The sequence below is a fragment of the Microbacterium sp. R1 genome, assembly GCF_015159725.1.
In the GTDB taxonomy this organism is placed as follows: domain Bacteria; phylum Actinomycetota; class Actinomycetes; order Actinomycetales; family Microbacteriaceae; genus Microbacterium; species Microbacterium oxydans.
The window spans coordinates 57,378-74,424 of the sequence record NZ_JADDUD010000005.1; the positions used below are offsets into that span (position 1 = coordinate 57,378).

Sequence of the window (17,047 nt, forward strand, 5' to 3'; positions counted from 1 at the left end):
ACGGCGCCGGATCAGGCGTGGTGCGGTTCGCAGTCGGACTGCTCGGCGGGCTCGATCTGGAAGGTCGAATGCTCGACGTCGAAGTGGTCGGCGAGACACGCCTGCATCTCGGTCAGCAGTTGCGACGAGCGTCCGTCGGCGAAGAGCGCCGGCTCCACGCTGACGTGGGCGGTGAACACGGGCGCTCCGCGAGTCAGCTGCCACACGTGCACATCGTGCACACCGACGACGCCGTCGTATCCGAGCAGGTGCGTACGGATCTCGCTCACCGCCGTGCCCTTCGGGGCCGACTCTGCGAGCACGGAGAACACCTCCCGAAGCAGCGCTATGGCCCGGGGGATGATCATCGCCGCGATGAAGAGGGACGCGATCGCATCCGCGGGCATCCAGCCGGTGAGGAGGATGACGACAGCGGCCACGATCACGGCAGCCGACCCGATCAGATCGCCCATCACCTCCAGGTAGGCCCCTCGCACGTTGATGCTGGTGCGCTGCGCGCGGCTCAGCAGCCACATCGAGACGGCGTTCGCCAGGAGACCGACGACCGCGACGACCAGCATGAGTCCGCCGGCGACCTCGACCTCCCCCGGATTCATCAGACGCCCTACGCCCTCGATCGCGACCCACGTCGCCAGGGCGATGAGGATGATCGCGTTGATCAGCGCACCGAAGACCTCGGCACGCTGATACCCGAAGGTGCGACGGTCATCCGCCGGGCGCGCTGCCACTGTCGCGGCGATCAAGGCGATGACGAGGCCGGATGCATCCGTGAACATGTGCGCGGCGTCTGCGAGCAGCGCGAGCGACCCGGAGAGCAGCGCGCCCACGACCTGCACGACCATCACCGTCGCCGTGAGGGAAAGAGAGATCGCGAGCAGGCGTCTGCTGCTGGCCGAACGGATGCCGCCGGGCGCGGGTGCGTGATCGTGCATGCCACCAGGCTAGACCGGGAAACAGCCTGGGAAGGCGTCTTGCGGCTAGTCGGGAAGGGTAACGATTCTCAGCTTCAGCAGCACTTTTCCGCGGCCGACGCGTCAGAGTGCTGCGAGGAGCGGAACGAGCTCGGCGAAGGCGCGTGCACGATGCGACTGCTCCTGCTTCTCCGCGGAGGAGAAGTCGCCCACCGAGCGCTCCTCCCCTGCAGGCTGGCCATCCGGCACGAAGATCGGGTCGTAGCCGAAGCCGCCCGTTCCCGACGCCGCGTGCGCCAGGCGACCCGGCCACCGCCCCTCCACGACCTGCTCGCGGCCGTCCGGCAGCACGAGGGCGATGGTGGAGGTGAAGTGCGCGGCGCGGTGCGGGTCGGCGATGTCGCGCAGCTGGTCCAGCAGCAGTTCGAGGTTCGCGGTCGCATCCTTCTTCTGCCCGGCCCAGTACGCGGAGAAGACCCCCGGAGAGCCGCCGAGGACGTCGACGCAGATGCCGGAGTCGTCGGCGAGGGCCGCAAGCCCCGTGTGCGCTGCGGCCGCCCGCGCCTTGATCAGCGCATTCTCGGCGAATGTCACGCCGTCTTCGACGGGTTCAGGGCCGTCGTAACCGATGATCTCGAGATCAGGACGTGTCCGCTCCACAATCTGCTGGAACTCCGCGACCTTGTGCGGATTGTGCGTCGCGAGCACGACCTGCATCGTCACTCCCCCGCCAGTGCGGCCAGCTGCGCGTCCTTCAGATCGGCGCATCCGCCCAGCCCCAACTCGAGGAGCGCGTCGAGTTCGCGCTTGTCGAACGGCGCTCCCTCCGCAGTCCCCTGCACCTCCACGAAGAGTCCACGGCCGGTGACCACGACGTTCATGTCGGTCTCCGCGCGCACATCCTCGACATATGCCAGATCGAGCATGGGCTCGCCGTCGATGATGCCCACGGACACCGCGGCGACCGAATCGAGCAGCGGGGTGGAGTTCTTGCCGATGAACTTCTTCTCCCGGCCCCATTCGATCGCGTCCGCGAGCGCCACGTAGGCACCGGTGATGGCTGCCGTACGGGTGCCGCCATCCGCCTGGAGCACATCGCAGTCGATGACGATGGTGTTCTCGCCGAGGGCCTTCGTGTCGACGACCGCACGGAGCGCGCGGCCGATCAGCCGGGAGATCTCGTGTGTGCGTCCGCCGATGCGACCCTTGACGCTCTCGCGGTCGTTCCTGCTGTTCGTGGCGCGCGGCAGCATGGAGTACTCGGCGGTGACCCATCCCTTGCCCTTGCCGGTCAGCCACCGCGGCACGCCGTTGGTGAAGGACGCGGTGCACAGCACCTTGGTGCCGCCGAAGCTGATCAATGCCGATCCCTCGGCGTGAGCACTCCAGCCGCGCTCGATGGTGATCTCGCGCAGCTGATCGGTGGAGCGGCCGTCGACGCGGACGATTTCGGACATGTGCTTCTCTCAGGTCGGGATGGCTGATCGCGTCGGAGCGAGACGATCGGGATTAGTCGAAGGCGGTGTCGGGGAGGGTGATGACGCCGGTCTGCACGAGCTGCACATCGCGCACCTCGTGCCCCATCAGTCGGTTGGCCAGCGCGGTGAAGTCGTCGGTCGCGGCCCCCGTGGCCTCGTACACGTAGCTTGCGGTCGCATCCGGTGAGGCGAGCAGGTCACCGCGGACGAGCTGGCGATAGACGTCGCCGGCGGTCTCATCGTCGCTGGAGACGAGCGTGACGCCCTCACCCATGACGTAGCTGATGGCACCACGGAGGAAGGGATAGTGCGTGCAGCCCAGCACGAGAGTGTCGACGTCTGCATCGCGGAGGGGGGCGAGGTACTCCTCGGCCACCGCGAGCACCTCGGGCGTGCCGGTGATACCGGCTTCGACGAACTCGACGAAGCGCGGGCATGCGGCGGTGAAGACCTGCAGCCGCTCGTTCACCTCGAGCATGTCCTGGTAGGCGCGCGAGCCGATCGTGCCGACCGTGCCGATCACGCCGACGCGACCGTTGCGGGTCGTCGACACGGCACGGCGCACCGCGGGACCGATCACTTCGACCACGGGGATGTCGTAGCGCTCCCGAGCATCGCGCAGCATGGCCGCGGAGGCGGTGTTGCACGCGATCACCAGCATCTTCACGCCCTGGTCGACGAGCGTGTCGAGCACTTCGAGCGAGTAGCGGCGCACATCGGCTATGGGCTTCGGCCCGTACGGCGAGTGCGCGGTGTCGCCGATGTAGACGAACGACTCTCGGGGCAGCTGGGCGCGGATGGCCCGCGCCACCGTGAGCCCGCCGACACCGGAGTCGAAGATCCCGATCGGCGCGTCGTTCATGACTCCCCAGCCTACCTGCGCGTGGCCCGCCGCGCGCATCGGGGCGCTCACTAAACTGAGCGCATGACCACGTCGACGGCGCTGCTCACCGACCGCTATGAGCTGACGATGCTCGCCGCCTCCCTTCGGGACGGCACTGCTTTCCGCCCCAGCGTGTTCGAGCTGTTCTCCCGACGCCTCTCCGGTGGCCGCCGTTTCGGTGTGGTCGCCGGCACTGGCCGGCTTCTCGGCCTCCTCCGCGACTTCCGCTTCGGCGAGGACGAGCTGCGCTTCCTGCGCGACGAGGCGGTCGTCGACCCGGCGTCGCTGAAGCACCTCGAGGATTACCGGTTCACGGGCTCGATCCGGGGCTATCGCGAAGGCGAGCTGTACTTCCCCGGCTCCCCCATCCTCACCGTGGAGGGAACGTTCGCGGATGCGGTCGTGCTCGAGACGCTCGCGCTGAGCGTGCTCAACCACGACTCCGCCGTCGCCACTGCCGCGTCGCGCATGAGCATCGCCGCCGGCGAGCGTCCACTGGCCGAGATGGGCTCCCGTCGGGCCGCCGAGCGTTCCGCGGTCGCGGCGGCGCGCGCTGCGTACATCGCGGGCTTCGGCGCCACGAGCAATCTCGAGGCGGGACGAAGCTGGGGCATCCCCACCATGGGCACGGCCGCGCACTCCTGGACGCTGCTGCACGACACCGAGGAGGAGGCGTTCCGGTCCCAGGTCGAGAGTCTGGGCTCCGGCACGACCCTGCTCGTCGACACGTATGACATCCGCACCGGCGTCGAGACCGCCATCCGCGTCGCCGGAACGGAACTCGGTGGTGTGCGGATCGACTCGGGCGACCTCCCGATCGTCGCCGCCGATGTCCGGGCGCAGCTGGACGAGCTCGGTGCCACATCGACGCGCATCACGGTGACCAGCGATCTCGACGAGTACGCGATCGCCGCTCTCGCCGCTTCGCCGGTCGATGCGTACGGGGTGGGCACATCGGTCGTGACCGGCTCCGGATACCCGACAGCGAGCATGGTCTACAAGCTCGTGGCGCGCCAGGATGCCGCCGGGTCGTGGGTCGGCGTCGCCAAGGCATCGGCGGACAAGGCGTCACACGGCGGACGCAAGTCGGCGTTCCGCACCCTTGCGGACGGAGTCGCCACGGCGGAGACGGTCGTCGTCTCGGACGGCTTCGAGCAGCTCGACACGGCAGCCGACCACCCCGACGGCCGACCGCTGCAGGTCACCTTCGTCGAGGCCGGCGACATCGATACGTCGTACGAGGGGGTCGCGGGTACCGCGGCCGCTCGCGCTCATCACCTTCGGGTGCGCGAAGAACTGCCGGTGCGGGCTCTCGCGCTGAGCAAATCCGACCCTGCGATCCCCACCGTATACGTCGAAGCCGACTGAGGTCAGCCGATCATCGACTCGTAGATCTCCTTGCACGTGGGGCAGATCGGGAACTTCTCCGGGTCGCGCCCCGGGGTCCACTTCTTGCCGCACAGCGCGCGCACCGGCTTGCCGGTGATCGCGGATTCGAGGATCTTGTCCTTCTTCACATAATGCGAGAAGCGCTCATGGTCGCCCGGTTCGAGGTTCTCCTCGCGGAGGAGCTCTTCCAGTTCGCGATCAAGCGTTGCCACGCCGCCCTGATCGGGGCTGTCCAGCGGAGTACTCATCCCGAGAGTCTAGCCGCGTCGAAAGCCTCGCGGGTGGTCGTCATGCCGTCTCGACGAACTCCATGAGACGCTCTCCGCTGCGCTCGAAGATGCGGCCGCCGATGACGGCGCCCAGCACCAGCACCCCGAGGCCGACGAGGAGCCCGACCCAGAAGGTGGCCGGTGCATACGCCGACCCCTCGAGGATCGTGGCAGCGAACAGCCAGATGGTGGGCGCGCTCAGCACGATCGCCCCGAGGAACGTCGCGGCCGGTCCGTAGATCCCGCGGGATGTCGGCCGTTGCGGCTGCTGGAACGGGCTGTCTCCGGGCCGTGAGACCGCGTAGGGCGCAACGACGGAGACGATGCTCGAGATGCCGAGTGCACTGAAGAGGAGGCTGGCGGCCACACCGCCCATGGGCAGCAGGAGACTCCAGTTCCCCACCAGGAGGAGGCTCAGCGGCACAGCGATCGCGAGCACCGGAATGGCGACGAGCAGCACGGGCACGAGGCGACCGAGACGATCGGGCAGCCCCCGGACGCCACTCGCCACGTGCGTCCACAGGGCCGTCGAATCGTAGGCGACGTCGTTGTGCGGCAACCACCCGAAGAACAGTGCCATCACCGGAACGGGGACCAGCGCGGCGATCTCCACCGGGACACCGGCGACGATGAGCGGCAGCACCGTGAGCACACCGGCGACCGGGACCACGATGATGTTCATGATGTAGCGACGGTCGCGGAGCCAGTACACGAGGCTTCGCGAGGCGATCGCCCCGAAGGCGTTCGACGGCAGCAGCCCGAACCAGCCGAGCCCGGTGCGCTCCCGCGAGGCGACCGGGCGCTCGGTCGTCGTGAGGAGTCGCCGGACGAGCCATGCCCACGCGATCCCGAGGAGCACGACGGTGAGGACCGCGATGATCCCGGTGACCCACGCCGAAGCAGTCGCCCCTGCCGCGGAGTCGAAGAGGAATGCCGGCGCTGCCGCGAACGGACTGAAGCCGAAGACGCTGGAAAGGGTCGCCAGCGAGGGGGGCACCAGGCCGTCCCAGCGAAGGGATCCGAAGAACACAGCCACGGGGAACGCGATCACGATCAGGGCGAGCGCGAACAGCGCGGTGAGCTCTCGTGATCGACGCTCGGGAAGGAGCAGGGCGTTGAGCGCCATTCCGATCCGCGAGACCAGCATCGTCGTGACGACGCCGACGACCGTCATCAGGATCGCGAGAGGCCATGGCGTCCCGGCATCGATCGCGACGATGCAGACGCTGATGTAGACGGCGAGGAGCGCGAGGCTGGGCACGCTCACGAACGCGGCCAGCGTGAGTACCCACGGCATCTGCCGCTCATCGACGCCGAAGACCGCGAAGCGGCGAGGATCGAGTTGGTCGACTGCCCCGACGAGGAGCGGTCCGACGAGGAAACCGACGAGAAGGGCAGCGCCACCGAGGACGGTGACCGCACGGGCGACCGGCACCGGAGCGGACGACAGGCTGAAGACCGCGATGCACACCACGGACGTGATCGCGATGACAGCGACGAACGAGATGATCGAACGGACCCGACGGTCGCCGCGCAGAGTTCCGATCAGAAGCGCGAGCCTCAGTCGGAGAACGTGTGCAGCCACTCGAGCCCCTCCACCTCTCCGCTGGAGCCGGCGAGCTCGACGAAGCGCGCCTCGAGCGTCTGCCCTGCGCGCACGTCGTCGACGGTCCCCTCGGCCAGCACTTCCCCTCCGACGATGATGGCCACGCGGGAGCAGACGCGCTCCACCAGATCCATGCCGTGACTGGAGAGGATCACCGTGCCACCGTGCGACACATACGCACGGAGGATGTCGAGGATCACCGCCGAGGAGACGGGATCGACCGATTCGAACGGCTCATCGAGCACGAGCACGCGCGGGGAATGGATCATCGCCCCTGCCAGCATGATCTTCTTCGTCATGCCCGCCGAGTAGTCCGAGACGACGCGGCTGAGCGCATCGCCGAGGTCGAACGCCCGAGCGAGATCTGCCGCGCGCTTCTCGATCACATCAGCCGCAAGGCCGCGCAGCAGCCCGTAGTAGTACAGCAGCTGACGACCGGTGAGGCGGTCGAACGTGCGCAACCTGTCCGGCAGCACGCCCATCAGCTTCTTCGCGGCCAGCGGCTGCTTCGCCTGGTCGATGCCACAGATCACGACGCTGCCCTCGTCTGCGCGCAGGAGCCCGGCGACGATCGAGAGAGTCGTGGTCTTTCCCGCCCCGTTGGGGCCGACCACCCCGTAGAAGGATCCAGCCGGCACGGTCAGGTCAATGCCGTCGACGGCGCGGTTGTCTCCGAACTGCTTGACGAGGCCGCGGATGGTGATCGCTTCGCCCCCGGAGAGTCCGTCCACGGGATCCACGACCTCGGAAGCCGCGTCGTCCGAACCCCCTTCAGCCTCGACGACCTCGACCGACGGGGACGTTCCCGACTCGATCGGCTCCTCGACGATCGGCTCGGCCTCGACCGGTTCGGCGCCGGCGACCTCCGCCGCAAGGGCGGGTGCAACGACGGGCTCGGCAACCGGCTCGGGTTCGGGTTCGGGTTCGGCGATCGCATCATGCTCCGGAGCAGGCTCAGCCACGGGCTCCGGCGCCGAGGTGACTTCGACCGGCAGCACCGATACTGCGGCTGTCTCGGTGGCACGCATCGGGTCCAGCGGAGCCGCTTCGGGGCTCGGAGACTCCGGGGCGTTCTTCGCCGCGTCCGCCGCCGCCTTCTCCGCCTCATCGGCGGCCTTCTTCGCTGCAGCATTCTTCGCTGCCGCGGCCTTCGCCGCCGTTGTCTTCGCGGCCGTGGACTTGGCTGCGGCCGCGCGAGCAGTGGACTTCGTCGCTGCAGCCTTGGAGGCGGCCGCTTTCGCCGCGACCGTTTTCGCCGCCGAAGCTTTCGCGGCCGTGGACTTCGCAGCCGTCGACTTCGCAGCCGTCGCCTTCGCGGCAGCTGTCTTCGCGGCAGCTGTCTTCGCGGCCGTGGTCTTCGCCGCCGTGGTCTTCGCCGCCGTCGCCTTGGCCGTCGTCGTCTTGGCAGCCGTCTTCGTCGTCGACTTCGGTGCCGTGTTCTTCGCTGCGGTGGTCTTCGCTGCGGTGCTGCGACTGGCTGCGCCGCTGCGCGCGGCAGCGGCGGGCGTTCCGTTCTGGTCGGGCAACGCCTTGACCAAAGGCTCCACGACGATGTCGGCAGTCGGTGCGGCTTTCTCCGCCGCAGCCTTCGCGGTCGATGTCTTCGCGGTCGATGTCTTCGCGGCAGTCGTGGTTCCGCTCGTGGCCGGACGCTTCGCGGCGGGCTTCTTCACGGCGGGCTTCTTCACGGCCGGCTTCTTCACTGCAGGTCGCTTCGCCGTCGTCCCGGCCGCCGATGCCTCGTCGGAACTCGATTTCTTCACCGGCGGGCGCTTCGCCGACGTCTTCTCTTGCGCGGTCTCGGTCAGGTCCACCTGGGCGGTGCGGTCGTCAGGGGAGGCAGTCACCGTCCTACGGTATCAACGGGCGGCTGTGCGCCAAGGCCGCCGCGCAATAAACTGCCCTCGGATCCTGTGACTTCACAGCGATTGCAGGATGGTCGCAAGCCTGTGCATCACGTGTGTAGTCGATCACGAAATGACAACGGGGCCCTCCTGGCCCTGAGGTTCCCAGGCGGAATCGATACCATGAACGCGGCACGACGAAGTGTCTGGTCGGTTAATCGACCGTGAACACAACTTCCTTTAGGAGCACTCGTGACTCTTCAGACCGTCATCCTCGCCGCCGGAATGGGCTCGCGCCTCGGCCGCGCGCTGCCGAAGCCGCTCACCGAACTGAGCGACGGCCGCACGATCATGGGCCAGCAGCACGACAACATCCGGGCCGCATTCGGCTCCGACGCCCGAATCACGACCGTGGTGGGCTACCGCGCCGAGACCATCATCGATGCCTTCCCGCACGTGAACTACGTCCACAACGAGCGCTACGACGAGACCAACACCTCCAAGAGCCTGCTGCGCGCCCTCGGTGCCACCGGTCGCGGCGGTGTGCTGTGGATGAACGGCGATGTCGTCTTCGACCCGATGATCCTCGGCCGGGCTCTCGAATACATCGAGCGCGACCAGTCCTTCGTCACGGTGAACACCTCCAAGGTCAGCGACGAAGAGGTGAAGTACACGGTCACCGCCGAGGGCTTCATCAACGAACTGTCCAAGACCGTCAAGGGCGGACTGGGCGAGGCTGTGGGCATCAACTACATCTCCTCCGCGCAGAAGAAGGCCTTCATGCGCCAGCTGCAGCGGGTGGAGGACCAGGACTACTTCGAGCGCGGCCTCGAACTCGCGATCGCCGAGGACGGCCTGCTGCTCGAGCCGATGGACGTCTCCGACCTGTACGCGGTCGAGGTCGACTTCGCCGAAGACCTGGAGCGCGCGAACCTCTTCGTCTGATCGAACGACACGAAAGCCCGGTTCCCCTCGCGGGACCGGGCTTTCGGCGTTTTCGCGGGCTGTCTCCATAGGATCTCTGCATGGCCCCCAAGGTGCACAAGATCCATTCGCTCCCGGACGACGCTCCGTGGGACAAGGGCGTTCCCCCCGCCGGCTCGGCGGAGCACCCGATGATGGTGCGTGGTCTCGATCGCGTGCTGGCGATCCAGCGCCCACTCGTCCTCGCGCACATCCGCAGCATCCGGCTGCGCAATCCCCAGGCTTCACCCGCGGAACTCATCCGCATCCTCGAGCGGCGCTACCTCGCGGCCGTGACGACCGGAGGTGCGGCGGTGGGAGCGACCGCCGTCGTGCCGGGCATCGGCACCGGTGTCACCCTCGCCCTCTCCGGGGTCGAGACTGTAGGTTTCGTGGAGTCCACCGCCCTGTTCGCCCAGTCGGTCGCCGAGGTGCACGGGATCGCCGTGGCGAACCCGGATCGCGCCCGCGCCCTGGTGATGACGCTGATGCTCGGCAAGGAGGGCGTCGACCTCGTCGGACAGCTCGCCGGCCAGGTCGCTGGGCGCGGCGGCAGCAGGTCCTCGTACTGGGGTGAGCTCGTCACGAAATCCCTCCCCCGTGCCGCAGTCGGCCCCCTCGTCGACCAGCTCAAGAGCATGTTCGTGAAGCAGTTCGCGGCGAAGGGAGGCGCGTCGGTCATCGGCAAGGCTCTCCCGTTCGGCATCGGCGCCGCGATCGGAGGCGCGGGGAACAACATCCTCGGCCGCCGCGTGCTGACCACTTCGCACAAGGCCTTCGGCTCTGCGCCGATCGACCTGCCGCTCGAGCTGGAGCCTGTCCCCGGGGCCGAGAAGCTCGAGCTGCGGATGCTCCGGGGCGCCCGCTACGCCGGGAACGCGGTGGTGGGTGCCGCCGGCACCGTGGCACGAGGCGCGGAGTGGGTCGGGCACCGTGTCGGCGGACGTGCAGGTCGCCGACGAGAGAGCCCGTCCGAAGAGCTCGAGGCCGGCACCGGCGACCACTCCCTGCCCTCGAACCCCGGCGACGAGCGCGAAGAGCGCTGAGCGCAGGTCGCCAAAGGATCCGCTGAGCCGTTGTGGCGAGCATCCAACAGCGGGGGGCGAGCCGACGATAGGGTGGAATCCGTGACGGACAAGCCCGACCTCTTTACCACCGCCGGCAAGATCGCGGACCTGCGCGCTCGCTACACGGAAGCCGTCGTCGACGCGGAAGCGAAGGCGAAGGAGAAGCAGCACGCGAAGGGCAAGATGACCGCCCGCGAGCGCGTCGAGCTGCTCGTGGATCCGGGAAGCTTCGTCGAGTTCGACGAGTATGTACGCCACCGCACCACGGCCTTCGGCATGGATCGCTCCCGCCCCTACGGCGACTCCGTCGTCACCGGCGTCGGCACCATCAACGGGCGCACCGTCGCGGTGTACTCGCAGGACTTCTCCACCTTCGGCGGCTCGCTCGGCGAGGTCGCCGGCGAGAAGATCGTGAAGATCATGGAGTTCGCCCTCGCCGGAGGGATGCCCTGCATCGGCATCCTCGACTCCGGCGGCGCGCGCATCCAGGAGGGCGTCGTCGCGCTCGGCAAGTACGGTGAGATCTTCCGCCTGAACACCCGCGCTTCCGGTGTCATCCCGCAGATCTCCATCATCATGGGCCCGGCCGCGGGTGGTGCGGTGTACTCCCCCGCTCTGACCGACTTCGTCATCATGGTCGACAAGACCAGCCAGATGTTCGTCACGGGTCCCGATGTGATCAAGACCGTGACCGGCGAAGACGTGGGGATGGAGGAGTTGGGCGGCGCCTACACCCACAACACCCGATCCGGTGTCGCGCACTACCTCGCGGAAGACGAGGACGACGCCATCGATTACGCGCGCACGCTCCTGAGCTTCCTCCCGGACAACAACATGGCGGAACTCCCGTCGTACGAGAGCGCGTTCGAGTTCGAGACGACAGACGCCGATCGCGTGCTCAACACGATCGTCCCCGACTCGACCAACCAGCCCTACGACATCCACACGGTGATCGAGCACGTCGTCGACGAGGGCGATTTCCTCGAGGTGCAGCCGCTGTTCGCGCCCAACATCGTGATCGGCTTCGGTCGTGTCGAAGGTCGCTCGGTCGGCATCATCGCCAACCAGCCGTCGCAGATGGCCGGCACCCTGAACATCGAGGCAGGCGAGAAGGCCAGTCGCTTCGTGCGATTCTGCGATGCCTTCTCGATCCCGATCGTCACGCTGGTCGACGTGCCCGGCTACCTTCCCGGCACGGACCAGGAGTGGACCGGCGTCATCCGCCGCGGTGCGAAGCTGCTCTACGCCTACGCGGAGGCCACCGTGCCCCTCGTCACCGTCATCCTGCGCAAGGCCTACGGGGGTGCGTACATCGTGATGGGCTCGAAGCAGCTCGGCGCGGATGTGAACCTCGCGTGGCCGACCGCCGAGATCGCGGTCATGGGCGGTCAGGGGGCGGTCAACATCCTGTACCGCGGTGAGATCAAGAAGGCGGAGGAGGCCGGCGAGGACGTCGCCGCCGTGCGTACCCGGCTCGCGAACGAGTACACCTACAACGTGGCGTCTCCTTTCCTGGCAGCTGAGCGCGGGGAGCTCGACGGCATCATCGAACCGGCCAACACCCGCGTCTCGATCGCGAAGGCCCTGCGCGCCCTGCGCGGAAAGCGCGCGGAGCTGCCCCCGAAGAAGCACGGGAACATCCCCCTGTGACCGAGCACAACCCGCAGGGCGGCCCCTCCTCGGACGCGCCGCTGCTCGACATCACCCGGGGCGCGGCCACCGAGGAGGAGCTCGCCGCTCTCATCGCGGTGATCAGCGAGGCGTACGCGACCGAGGAGGCCGCAGCCGTGGCCGACGAGCCCGCCGTCTCCGCCTGGGCCAGGACGCAGCGTCCGTTGCGTCGCCCGCTCCGTCGCGACATACCGTGGGGCCGTTTCTCCGGCTGACGCCGCTCGGAACACGGAAAGAACGCCGTCGGCGTGGTCCGCGAACCCTCCGCTTCACGAACCACGTCGACGATCGTCGCAGGACCCCCAGCGCCCTGCGCGGCCGCGTCCCCGTCGCCGCCTCGTCCGCCCCTCTTCGAGAGCCGGACGGATCCCCCCTCGTGAAGACCTGCGTGCTCCGCGGCGTGCGACGGTGCCGTGCGCACAGCAGAAGGCGGACTCCGCTGATCTGTCCGAAGGACGAAACTCAAATACTATATCGATTCGACTTATGCTCGCAAAGGTGACCCCCGAGCACTCAGCTGTCGAGCACTCAGCTGTCGAGCAGGAGGTCGGAGGCACGCGGGCTCAGGACCGAGTCGAGGACGACGCACGCCGCTCCCACCGCACCGACATCGTCGCCCACCACCGTGCCGTCGACGGGGAGGGTGCGTATCGCCCTGGTGGCGCTGGCCCGATCGAGCAGGTCGGGGATCTCTGCCAGGTACACATCAGCGAGCCGCGACCAGAACGGCCCACCGAAGACGACGCGGTCGACGTCGAGCATGTTCGTGAGCACCGCCGTCAGCACCGTGATGTGCGCGGCGGAGCGCCGAAGCACCTCCCCCGCGGCTTCGTCCCCGGCAGCCGCTCGCTCGCACAGCTGCCCGAATCGCTGGTCGACTGCCGCGGCGTCGCTCGTCTGATGCTCGTCGTCGAATACCCCTGCCCTCTCCGCCTGCTCGATGATCGCCTGCGGGGTGCACACCACCTCGACGCATCCGCGGGCCCCGCACGCGCAGGACGGTCCGTCGGGGTCGACGATGATGTGGCCGATCTCGCCGATGTTGCGTGTGCTCCCCCGGACCGCCTCTCCATCACGTGCGATGGCCGCGCCGATACCGATCCCCAGATAGACGAAGACGAAGGAGTCGTCCGCCGATTCCCGCCTCGTCCAGAGCTCGCCCACCGCAGCCGAGGTCGTGTCCTTCTCCACGACCACGGGCAACCCCGTCGCCTCCGCGAGCACTGCCCGCAACGGCACACGGTGCCAGCCTGCGAGCTTAGGCGGGTCGATCACCGTCCCCAGCTCCGCGTCGAGCGGGCCGGGAGCCGCGACCCCCACCCCGGCGATCCGGGAGCGGTCGACGCCCGAACCGACGATCAACGCATCGATCGTCGACGCCATGGCCTCGACGATGCGGTGGGGATCCTCGGCAGGGGTTCGCACGCTCAGACGACGGACGACCGCGCCGGCCAGATCCAACAGCACGAAAGTCATCAGCGCGGGATCCAGATGGACCCCCACGGCGAAGCGGCTGTCCGCGACGAGCCGCAGGGTGACCCGCGGCTTGCCTGGTCCGTTGATCGTTCGACCCGCTTCCCTGATGAAGCCGTCATCGAGGAGTCTGCGGGTGATGTTCGTGACCGTCTGCGCCGAGAGGCGCGTCGCCGTCGACAGCTCGATCCTGCTGAGCCCTTCGCCGGACTGCCGGATGGCCTCCAGGATCACGGACTGATTGAAGTCGCCCATGCGCGGAAGGTTGGTGCCACGACGCGTTGCCATCGTCCAATGATGGCCTATCGGGGGTGAAATCGTGTCCCCCAAAATACCTACAGACAATGCTCGCGCGAACCATCAGACTGAGGGGGACGCTTCGCGTTCGGCTGGTCTCTCTGTCCCAGGGTAGACAGACGCTGATCGGCCACCAGCGGACGGTTTTCGGGTAACTGTCCGCACGGAGAGGGGCAGGCGGATTCGCCGCCCCTCTCCCACTCTCACCATCCTCGACTCCGGTCATCTCCCCAGGCCGGAGCCGAGGACGCATGCGCTCGTCCGCTGTCCCCGCCTGCCAGCCCTGACCCCGCCCGTCAGCCCTGTGCCCGCCTGTCAGCGCGGAATCTCGTGCCAGAGGTCGACGGCGTCATCGTCGCCGGACGCCCGTGAGCCGGCGCGGCCGACCACCGTGACGGCGACACGGGGATCACGCGCCGAGCGGATGATCAGACGAGCGGTCTGCGCGCGACTGAGCACGACGGCCAGCTCGTCCCTGATCAGTTCTCGCCGTGTCTCGTCGATCCCGTCGAAACCGCCCTCATCGAAGACCGTGACGACCACCCCCCTGCGTCGTGCCGCCTCGATCGCGTTGCGCACGGCGTCGTTGAGGAGATCGGCTCCGCGCAACTCGTCGCGCAGCCTGCCCTCGGCGAGGCGGGCGTCCATCCGCTCCTGCTCGTCCAGCACACCCCGCGCGGCCACCACTCTGCTGAGGACGGGACCGGCGACGGCCAGCGCGAACTGCGTGCGCAGGCGCCGCTCCCGCTGACGCACCCGCTGCGTCGCATGCCACGCGGACACGGCCTGCTGGATCTCGGCGAGGCGCTCCGTGTCACGCACGGCGCGGTCCCAGAACATCACCAGGAGCCCAGCGACCACCACCCACATGATGGAGCCGACGAGTCCGAGGTTGAGGGCGACGACGAATCCCAGATAGGCCGACGCGGTGACGACGAGCACCCCGAGAACGAGAACACCGATCAGAGCGCGCCTCCGGACGACGCAGACGACGCCGAGCAGTCCGAGCGCCCCGATGTACCACGTGGCGAAGGGAGCCGTCCGATCCGCCGGGTCGAGCGACGAGGTGACGAGGATGGGGATGAGCGCACTCGCCACCAGCGCCAGGATCGCCGACCACATCGGCATCCTGACGACGGCGCCGTGTCCGAGGATCGCGACGTTCACGACCACGAGGTACAACCCGATCGCGAGCACCATCACCAGCGGTGCGGTCGGCTGCTCGATCCACCAGATCCCCCTGGCGACGAAGTACAGGGCGAAGCCGACGGCGAGGGAGGTGGCGACACTCCGGACGGTGCGGTTCACGAGCGCTCCCACCCCAGGACGACAGTGGTCCCGTGCCCGTCGGAGAGGATGTCGGCGGTGCCGGCCACCCCCGCCATGCGCGCGAAGATCGACGCACGGATCCCGAGTCGGTCGACGCCGATCGACTCGACGTCGAATCCGGGTCCAGTGTCGGAGATGGTCACGCCGATGCCCTCGTCCCCGTGCCCTTCGACGATGATGTGGAGTCCGCGCCCGCCGGCATGCGAGACCGCGTTGCCGATTGCCTGTCTTGCCGCGAGCACCAGCGCGCGGGCAGCACGTCCGGGGATGAGTCCGATGCCTCCGCGCTCCTCCACGATCGCATCGGCGCCGAGCTCGGACAGCGCCCGACGCAGCTCGACAACGATCTGCACCGTTCCGACCGGTTCGTCGCTCCCCTCCTGTGCGACGGCGGCCTCGGTGTTCGCGAGGCGCGTGAGAGCCTCTCGCGCCATCGCCACGGCCAGCTCCCTGGCGCGTTCGCCCTCGGCACGCTCCGCGGCGATCAGAGCGGCCAGCACACTGTCGTGCATCAGGGCGGACATCGCCGCCCTCTCCTCCTCGGCCGCCGCCGCTGCCGCAGCAGTGGAGTACGACGCGACCGCCTGCCCCCTGGCCTCGTCCACCCCGGCGGCGACCGAGCGGAACATCCAGCCGAGTGAGACGATCACCACGCCGAGGATGAGGGTGAACGAGACGTCGAAGGCGGTCGTCACCCAGAAATCGCGCGAGAACTCGCCCTGGACGAGACGGACATAGCCGTACACGAACGGCACTCCCGCCGCCCAGACGAACTGCAGCGCCAGGGGGAAGGCGAGCATGGCCGCGACGACACCGACGTTGACGAGGAAGAAGATCCACGGCTGCTCTCCGGCCCCCTTGTCGGAGGGGTCGACGATCGTCGGCCACGCGGCGAGCACCAGCACGTACACCACGGCGAAGATGCCGGAGACGGTGCGCACCCCGCGTCCGATCAGGCACGCCACCAGCATCGCGAGCAGGGGCACGAACACCACACACAACGCGACCACATGCGCGGGGTCCGCGTCCGACAGGGATGCCATCGCGGAGACCAGCGCCTGGGCGCCGAGCACAGCCGAGCCGATCGCGACCACGATGGCGAGGATCCGCTCCATGCGCTTGCCGGTGAAGCGCTCGTATGCTGTCTCCGTGCTGCCCGGAGACGGAATCTTGCTCCAGGCGTCGCGGATGCTCAGCGGCTCAGCGGCCACCGAGTGCCTCGTCGGCTGTGACGATCCCGTCTTCCATCGCTCGCCGGAGCAGGTCGACCTTCGTGGGCGCCGGGCGCCCGACCTCGACGTACTTCACGCGGATGCGGGTGATGTTCTCCTTGGCGGTCGAGTACGCGACGCCCAGCTTCTCGGCCACGGCCTTCAACGGCAGACCCGTCGCGTACAGGCGGAGGACCTCCCGTTCGCGGGTGGCGAGCTGCGCGTCGGCGAACGCGCGGTCTCCGTCGACAGCGCTCGCCCACTCCACGTTGTTGAGGGCCTCGCCCTGTGCGACCGTGCGGATCGCGTCCAGCACGTCGTCGAGTGCTGACGACTTGCTCACCACTCCCGCCGCACCGGCGGAGAGGGCTTCCCGCACGGCTGCAGGACGATCCGCCACACTGTGGATCACCACGCTGGCGCCGTCGTTCACGAGGGCGGTCACGTTCTCAGTAACGGTCGTGCCGTCTCCCAGCGTGAGGTCGAGCACGACCACATCGGCCGGCGCGGCCCCCGTCGCCTTCCGCCAGTCGATGTACGACACCACGGTGCTCCCGGAGAAGACCACGGTCTGCGAATCCCGCTCGCACGCGGCCTCGAGACCGAGGCGAACGGACTCGTGATCGTCGATGAGTGCGACCGTGCTCATCCCCTCA

The 17,047-nt window shown here is 68.3% G+C and carries 17 protein-coding genes; 6 read left to right on the top strand and 11 right to left on the bottom strand.

Going from position 1 to position 17,047, the window contains the following annotated elements:
- Positions 1–11: 11 nt before the first annotated feature.
- From ILP86_RS17165 to murI, 4 genes are all read right to left on the bottom strand, one after another.
- Positions 12–932 (bottom strand): cation diffusion facilitator family transporter, encoded by a 921-nt coding sequence (locus tag ILP86_RS17165; protein ID WP_046748974.1) that lies wholly within the window; start codon positions 930–932, stop codon positions 12–14.
- A gap of 102 nt (positions 933–1,034) precedes the next feature.
- Positions 1,035–1,628 carry an RdgB/HAM1 family non-canonical purine NTP pyrophosphatase gene (gene rdgB, locus ILP86_RS17170; RefSeq protein ID WP_046748973.1) on the bottom strand — a complete coding sequence of 198 codons (594 nt, stop codon included), beginning with the start codon at positions 1,626–1,628 and terminating at the stop codon, positions 1,035–1,037.
- Positions 1,629–1,630: 2 nt separating this feature from the next.
- Positions 1,631–2,368: a ribonuclease PH gene (gene rph / locus ILP86_RS17175; protein WP_046748972.1), complete on the bottom strand. Its 738-nt coding sequence runs from the start codon at positions 2,366–2,368 to the stop codon at positions 1,631–1,633.
- A gap of 52 nt (positions 2,369–2,420) precedes the next feature.
- Positions 2,421–3,251: a glutamate racemase gene (murI, locus tag ILP86_RS17180; RefSeq protein WP_061018239.1), complete on the bottom strand. Its 831-nt coding sequence runs from the start codon at positions 3,249–3,251 to the stop codon at positions 2,421–2,423.
- A gap of 63 nt (positions 3,252–3,314) precedes the next feature.
- Between murI and ILP86_RS17185 the strand changes: the two genes are divergently transcribed.
- Entirely contained in the window at positions 3,315–4,640 is a 1,326-nt protein-coding gene (locus ILP86_RS17185) for a nicotinate phosphoribosyltransferase (RefSeq protein WP_061018238.1), read from the top strand.
- 2 nt (positions 4,641–4,642) lie between these two features.
- Here the strand turns inward: ILP86_RS17185 and ILP86_RS17190 are convergent, their stop codons facing one another.
- Genes ILP86_RS17190 through ILP86_RS17200 form a run of 3 tightly spaced genes read right to left on the bottom strand, consistent with a single transcriptional unit; the run spans position 4,643 to position 7,564 of the window.
- Positions 4,643–4,909 (bottom strand): DUF3039 domain-containing protein, encoded by a 267-nt coding sequence (locus tag ILP86_RS17190; RefSeq protein ID WP_026049764.1) that lies wholly within the window; start codon positions 4,907–4,909, stop codon positions 4,643–4,645.
- 40 nt (positions 4,910–4,949) lie between these two features.
- Complete coding sequence (locus ILP86_RS17195; protein WP_193762532.1) at positions 4,950–6,515, bottom strand: hypothetical protein; 1,566 nt, start codon at positions 6,513–6,515, stop codon at positions 4,950–4,952.
- Positions 6,491–7,564, bottom strand: coding sequence for an ABC transporter ATP-binding protein (locus ILP86_RS17200; protein ID WP_193762533.1), 1,074 nt, complete (start codon positions 7,562–7,564; stop codon positions 6,491–6,493). The genes ILP86_RS17195 and ILP86_RS17200 overlap by 25 nt, the downstream gene beginning before the upstream one ends.
- Between ILP86_RS17200 and ILP86_RS17205 the strand changes: the two genes are divergently transcribed.
- The 5 genes from ILP86_RS17205 (at position 7,554) to ILP86_RS17225 (ending at position 12,296) form a co-directional block, all read left to right on the top strand.
- On the top strand, positions 7,554–8,453 hold the full coding sequence (locus ILP86_RS17205; RefSeq protein ID WP_193762534.1) for a hypothetical protein: 900 nt from the start codon (positions 7,554–7,556) through the stop codon (positions 8,451–8,453). The two genes, ILP86_RS17200 and ILP86_RS17205, sit on opposite strands and share 11 nt — an antisense overlap.
- Positions 8,454–8,632: 179 nt before the next feature.
- On the top strand, positions 8,633–9,325 hold the full coding sequence (locus ILP86_RS17210; RefSeq protein ID WP_046748968.1) for an NTP transferase domain-containing protein: 693 nt from the start codon (positions 8,633–8,635) through the stop codon (positions 9,323–9,325).
- Positions 9,326–9,405: 80 nt separating this feature from the next.
- Positions 9,406–10,389, top strand: coding sequence for a hypothetical protein (locus ILP86_RS17215; protein ID WP_113681218.1), 984 nt, complete (start codon positions 9,406–9,408; stop codon positions 10,387–10,389).
- 81 nt (positions 10,390–10,470) lie between these two features.
- Positions 10,471–12,060, top strand: coding sequence for an acyl-CoA carboxylase subunit beta (locus ILP86_RS17220; RefSeq protein WP_374168968.1), 1,590 nt, complete (start codon positions 10,471–10,473; stop codon positions 12,058–12,060).
- Positions 12,057–12,296 (top strand): acyl-CoA carboxylase subunit epsilon, encoded by a 240-nt coding sequence (locus ILP86_RS17225; protein WP_061018231.1) that lies wholly within the window; start codon positions 12,057–12,059, stop codon positions 12,294–12,296. The genes ILP86_RS17220 and ILP86_RS17225 overlap by 4 nt, the downstream gene beginning before the upstream one ends.
- A gap of 313 nt (positions 12,297–12,609) precedes the next feature.
- Here ILP86_RS17225 and ILP86_RS17230 read toward each other — a convergent pair whose 3' ends face one another.
- The 4 genes from ILP86_RS17230 to ILP86_RS17245 all read right to left on the bottom strand — a co-directional run bounded on the left by ILP86_RS17230 (position 12,610) and on the right by ILP86_RS17245 (position 17,040).
- Positions 12,610–13,809, bottom strand: a complete 1,200-nt coding sequence (locus ILP86_RS17230) for an ROK family transcriptional regulator (protein ID WP_061018229.1) — start codon at positions 13,807–13,809, stop codon at positions 12,610–12,612.
- 357 nt (positions 13,810–14,166) lie between these two features.
- A complete protein-coding gene (locus ILP86_RS17235) occupies positions 14,167–15,159 on the bottom strand; it encodes a hypothetical protein (protein ID WP_230977937.1) in 993 nt (330 codons plus the stop codon).
- Complete coding sequence (locus ILP86_RS17240) at positions 15,156–16,391, bottom strand: ATP-binding protein (protein WP_193762535.1); 1,236 nt, start codon at positions 16,389–16,391, stop codon at positions 15,156–15,158. Before ILP86_RS17240 ends, ILP86_RS17235 begins: the two co-directional genes overlap by 4 nt.
- Positions 16,381–17,040 (bottom strand): response regulator transcription factor, encoded by a 660-nt coding sequence (locus ILP86_RS17245; RefSeq protein WP_046748963.1) that lies wholly within the window; start codon positions 17,038–17,040, stop codon positions 16,381–16,383. The genes ILP86_RS17240 and ILP86_RS17245 overlap by 11 nt, the downstream gene beginning before the upstream one ends.
- Between the last annotated feature and the right edge of the window lie 7 nt (positions 17,041–17,047).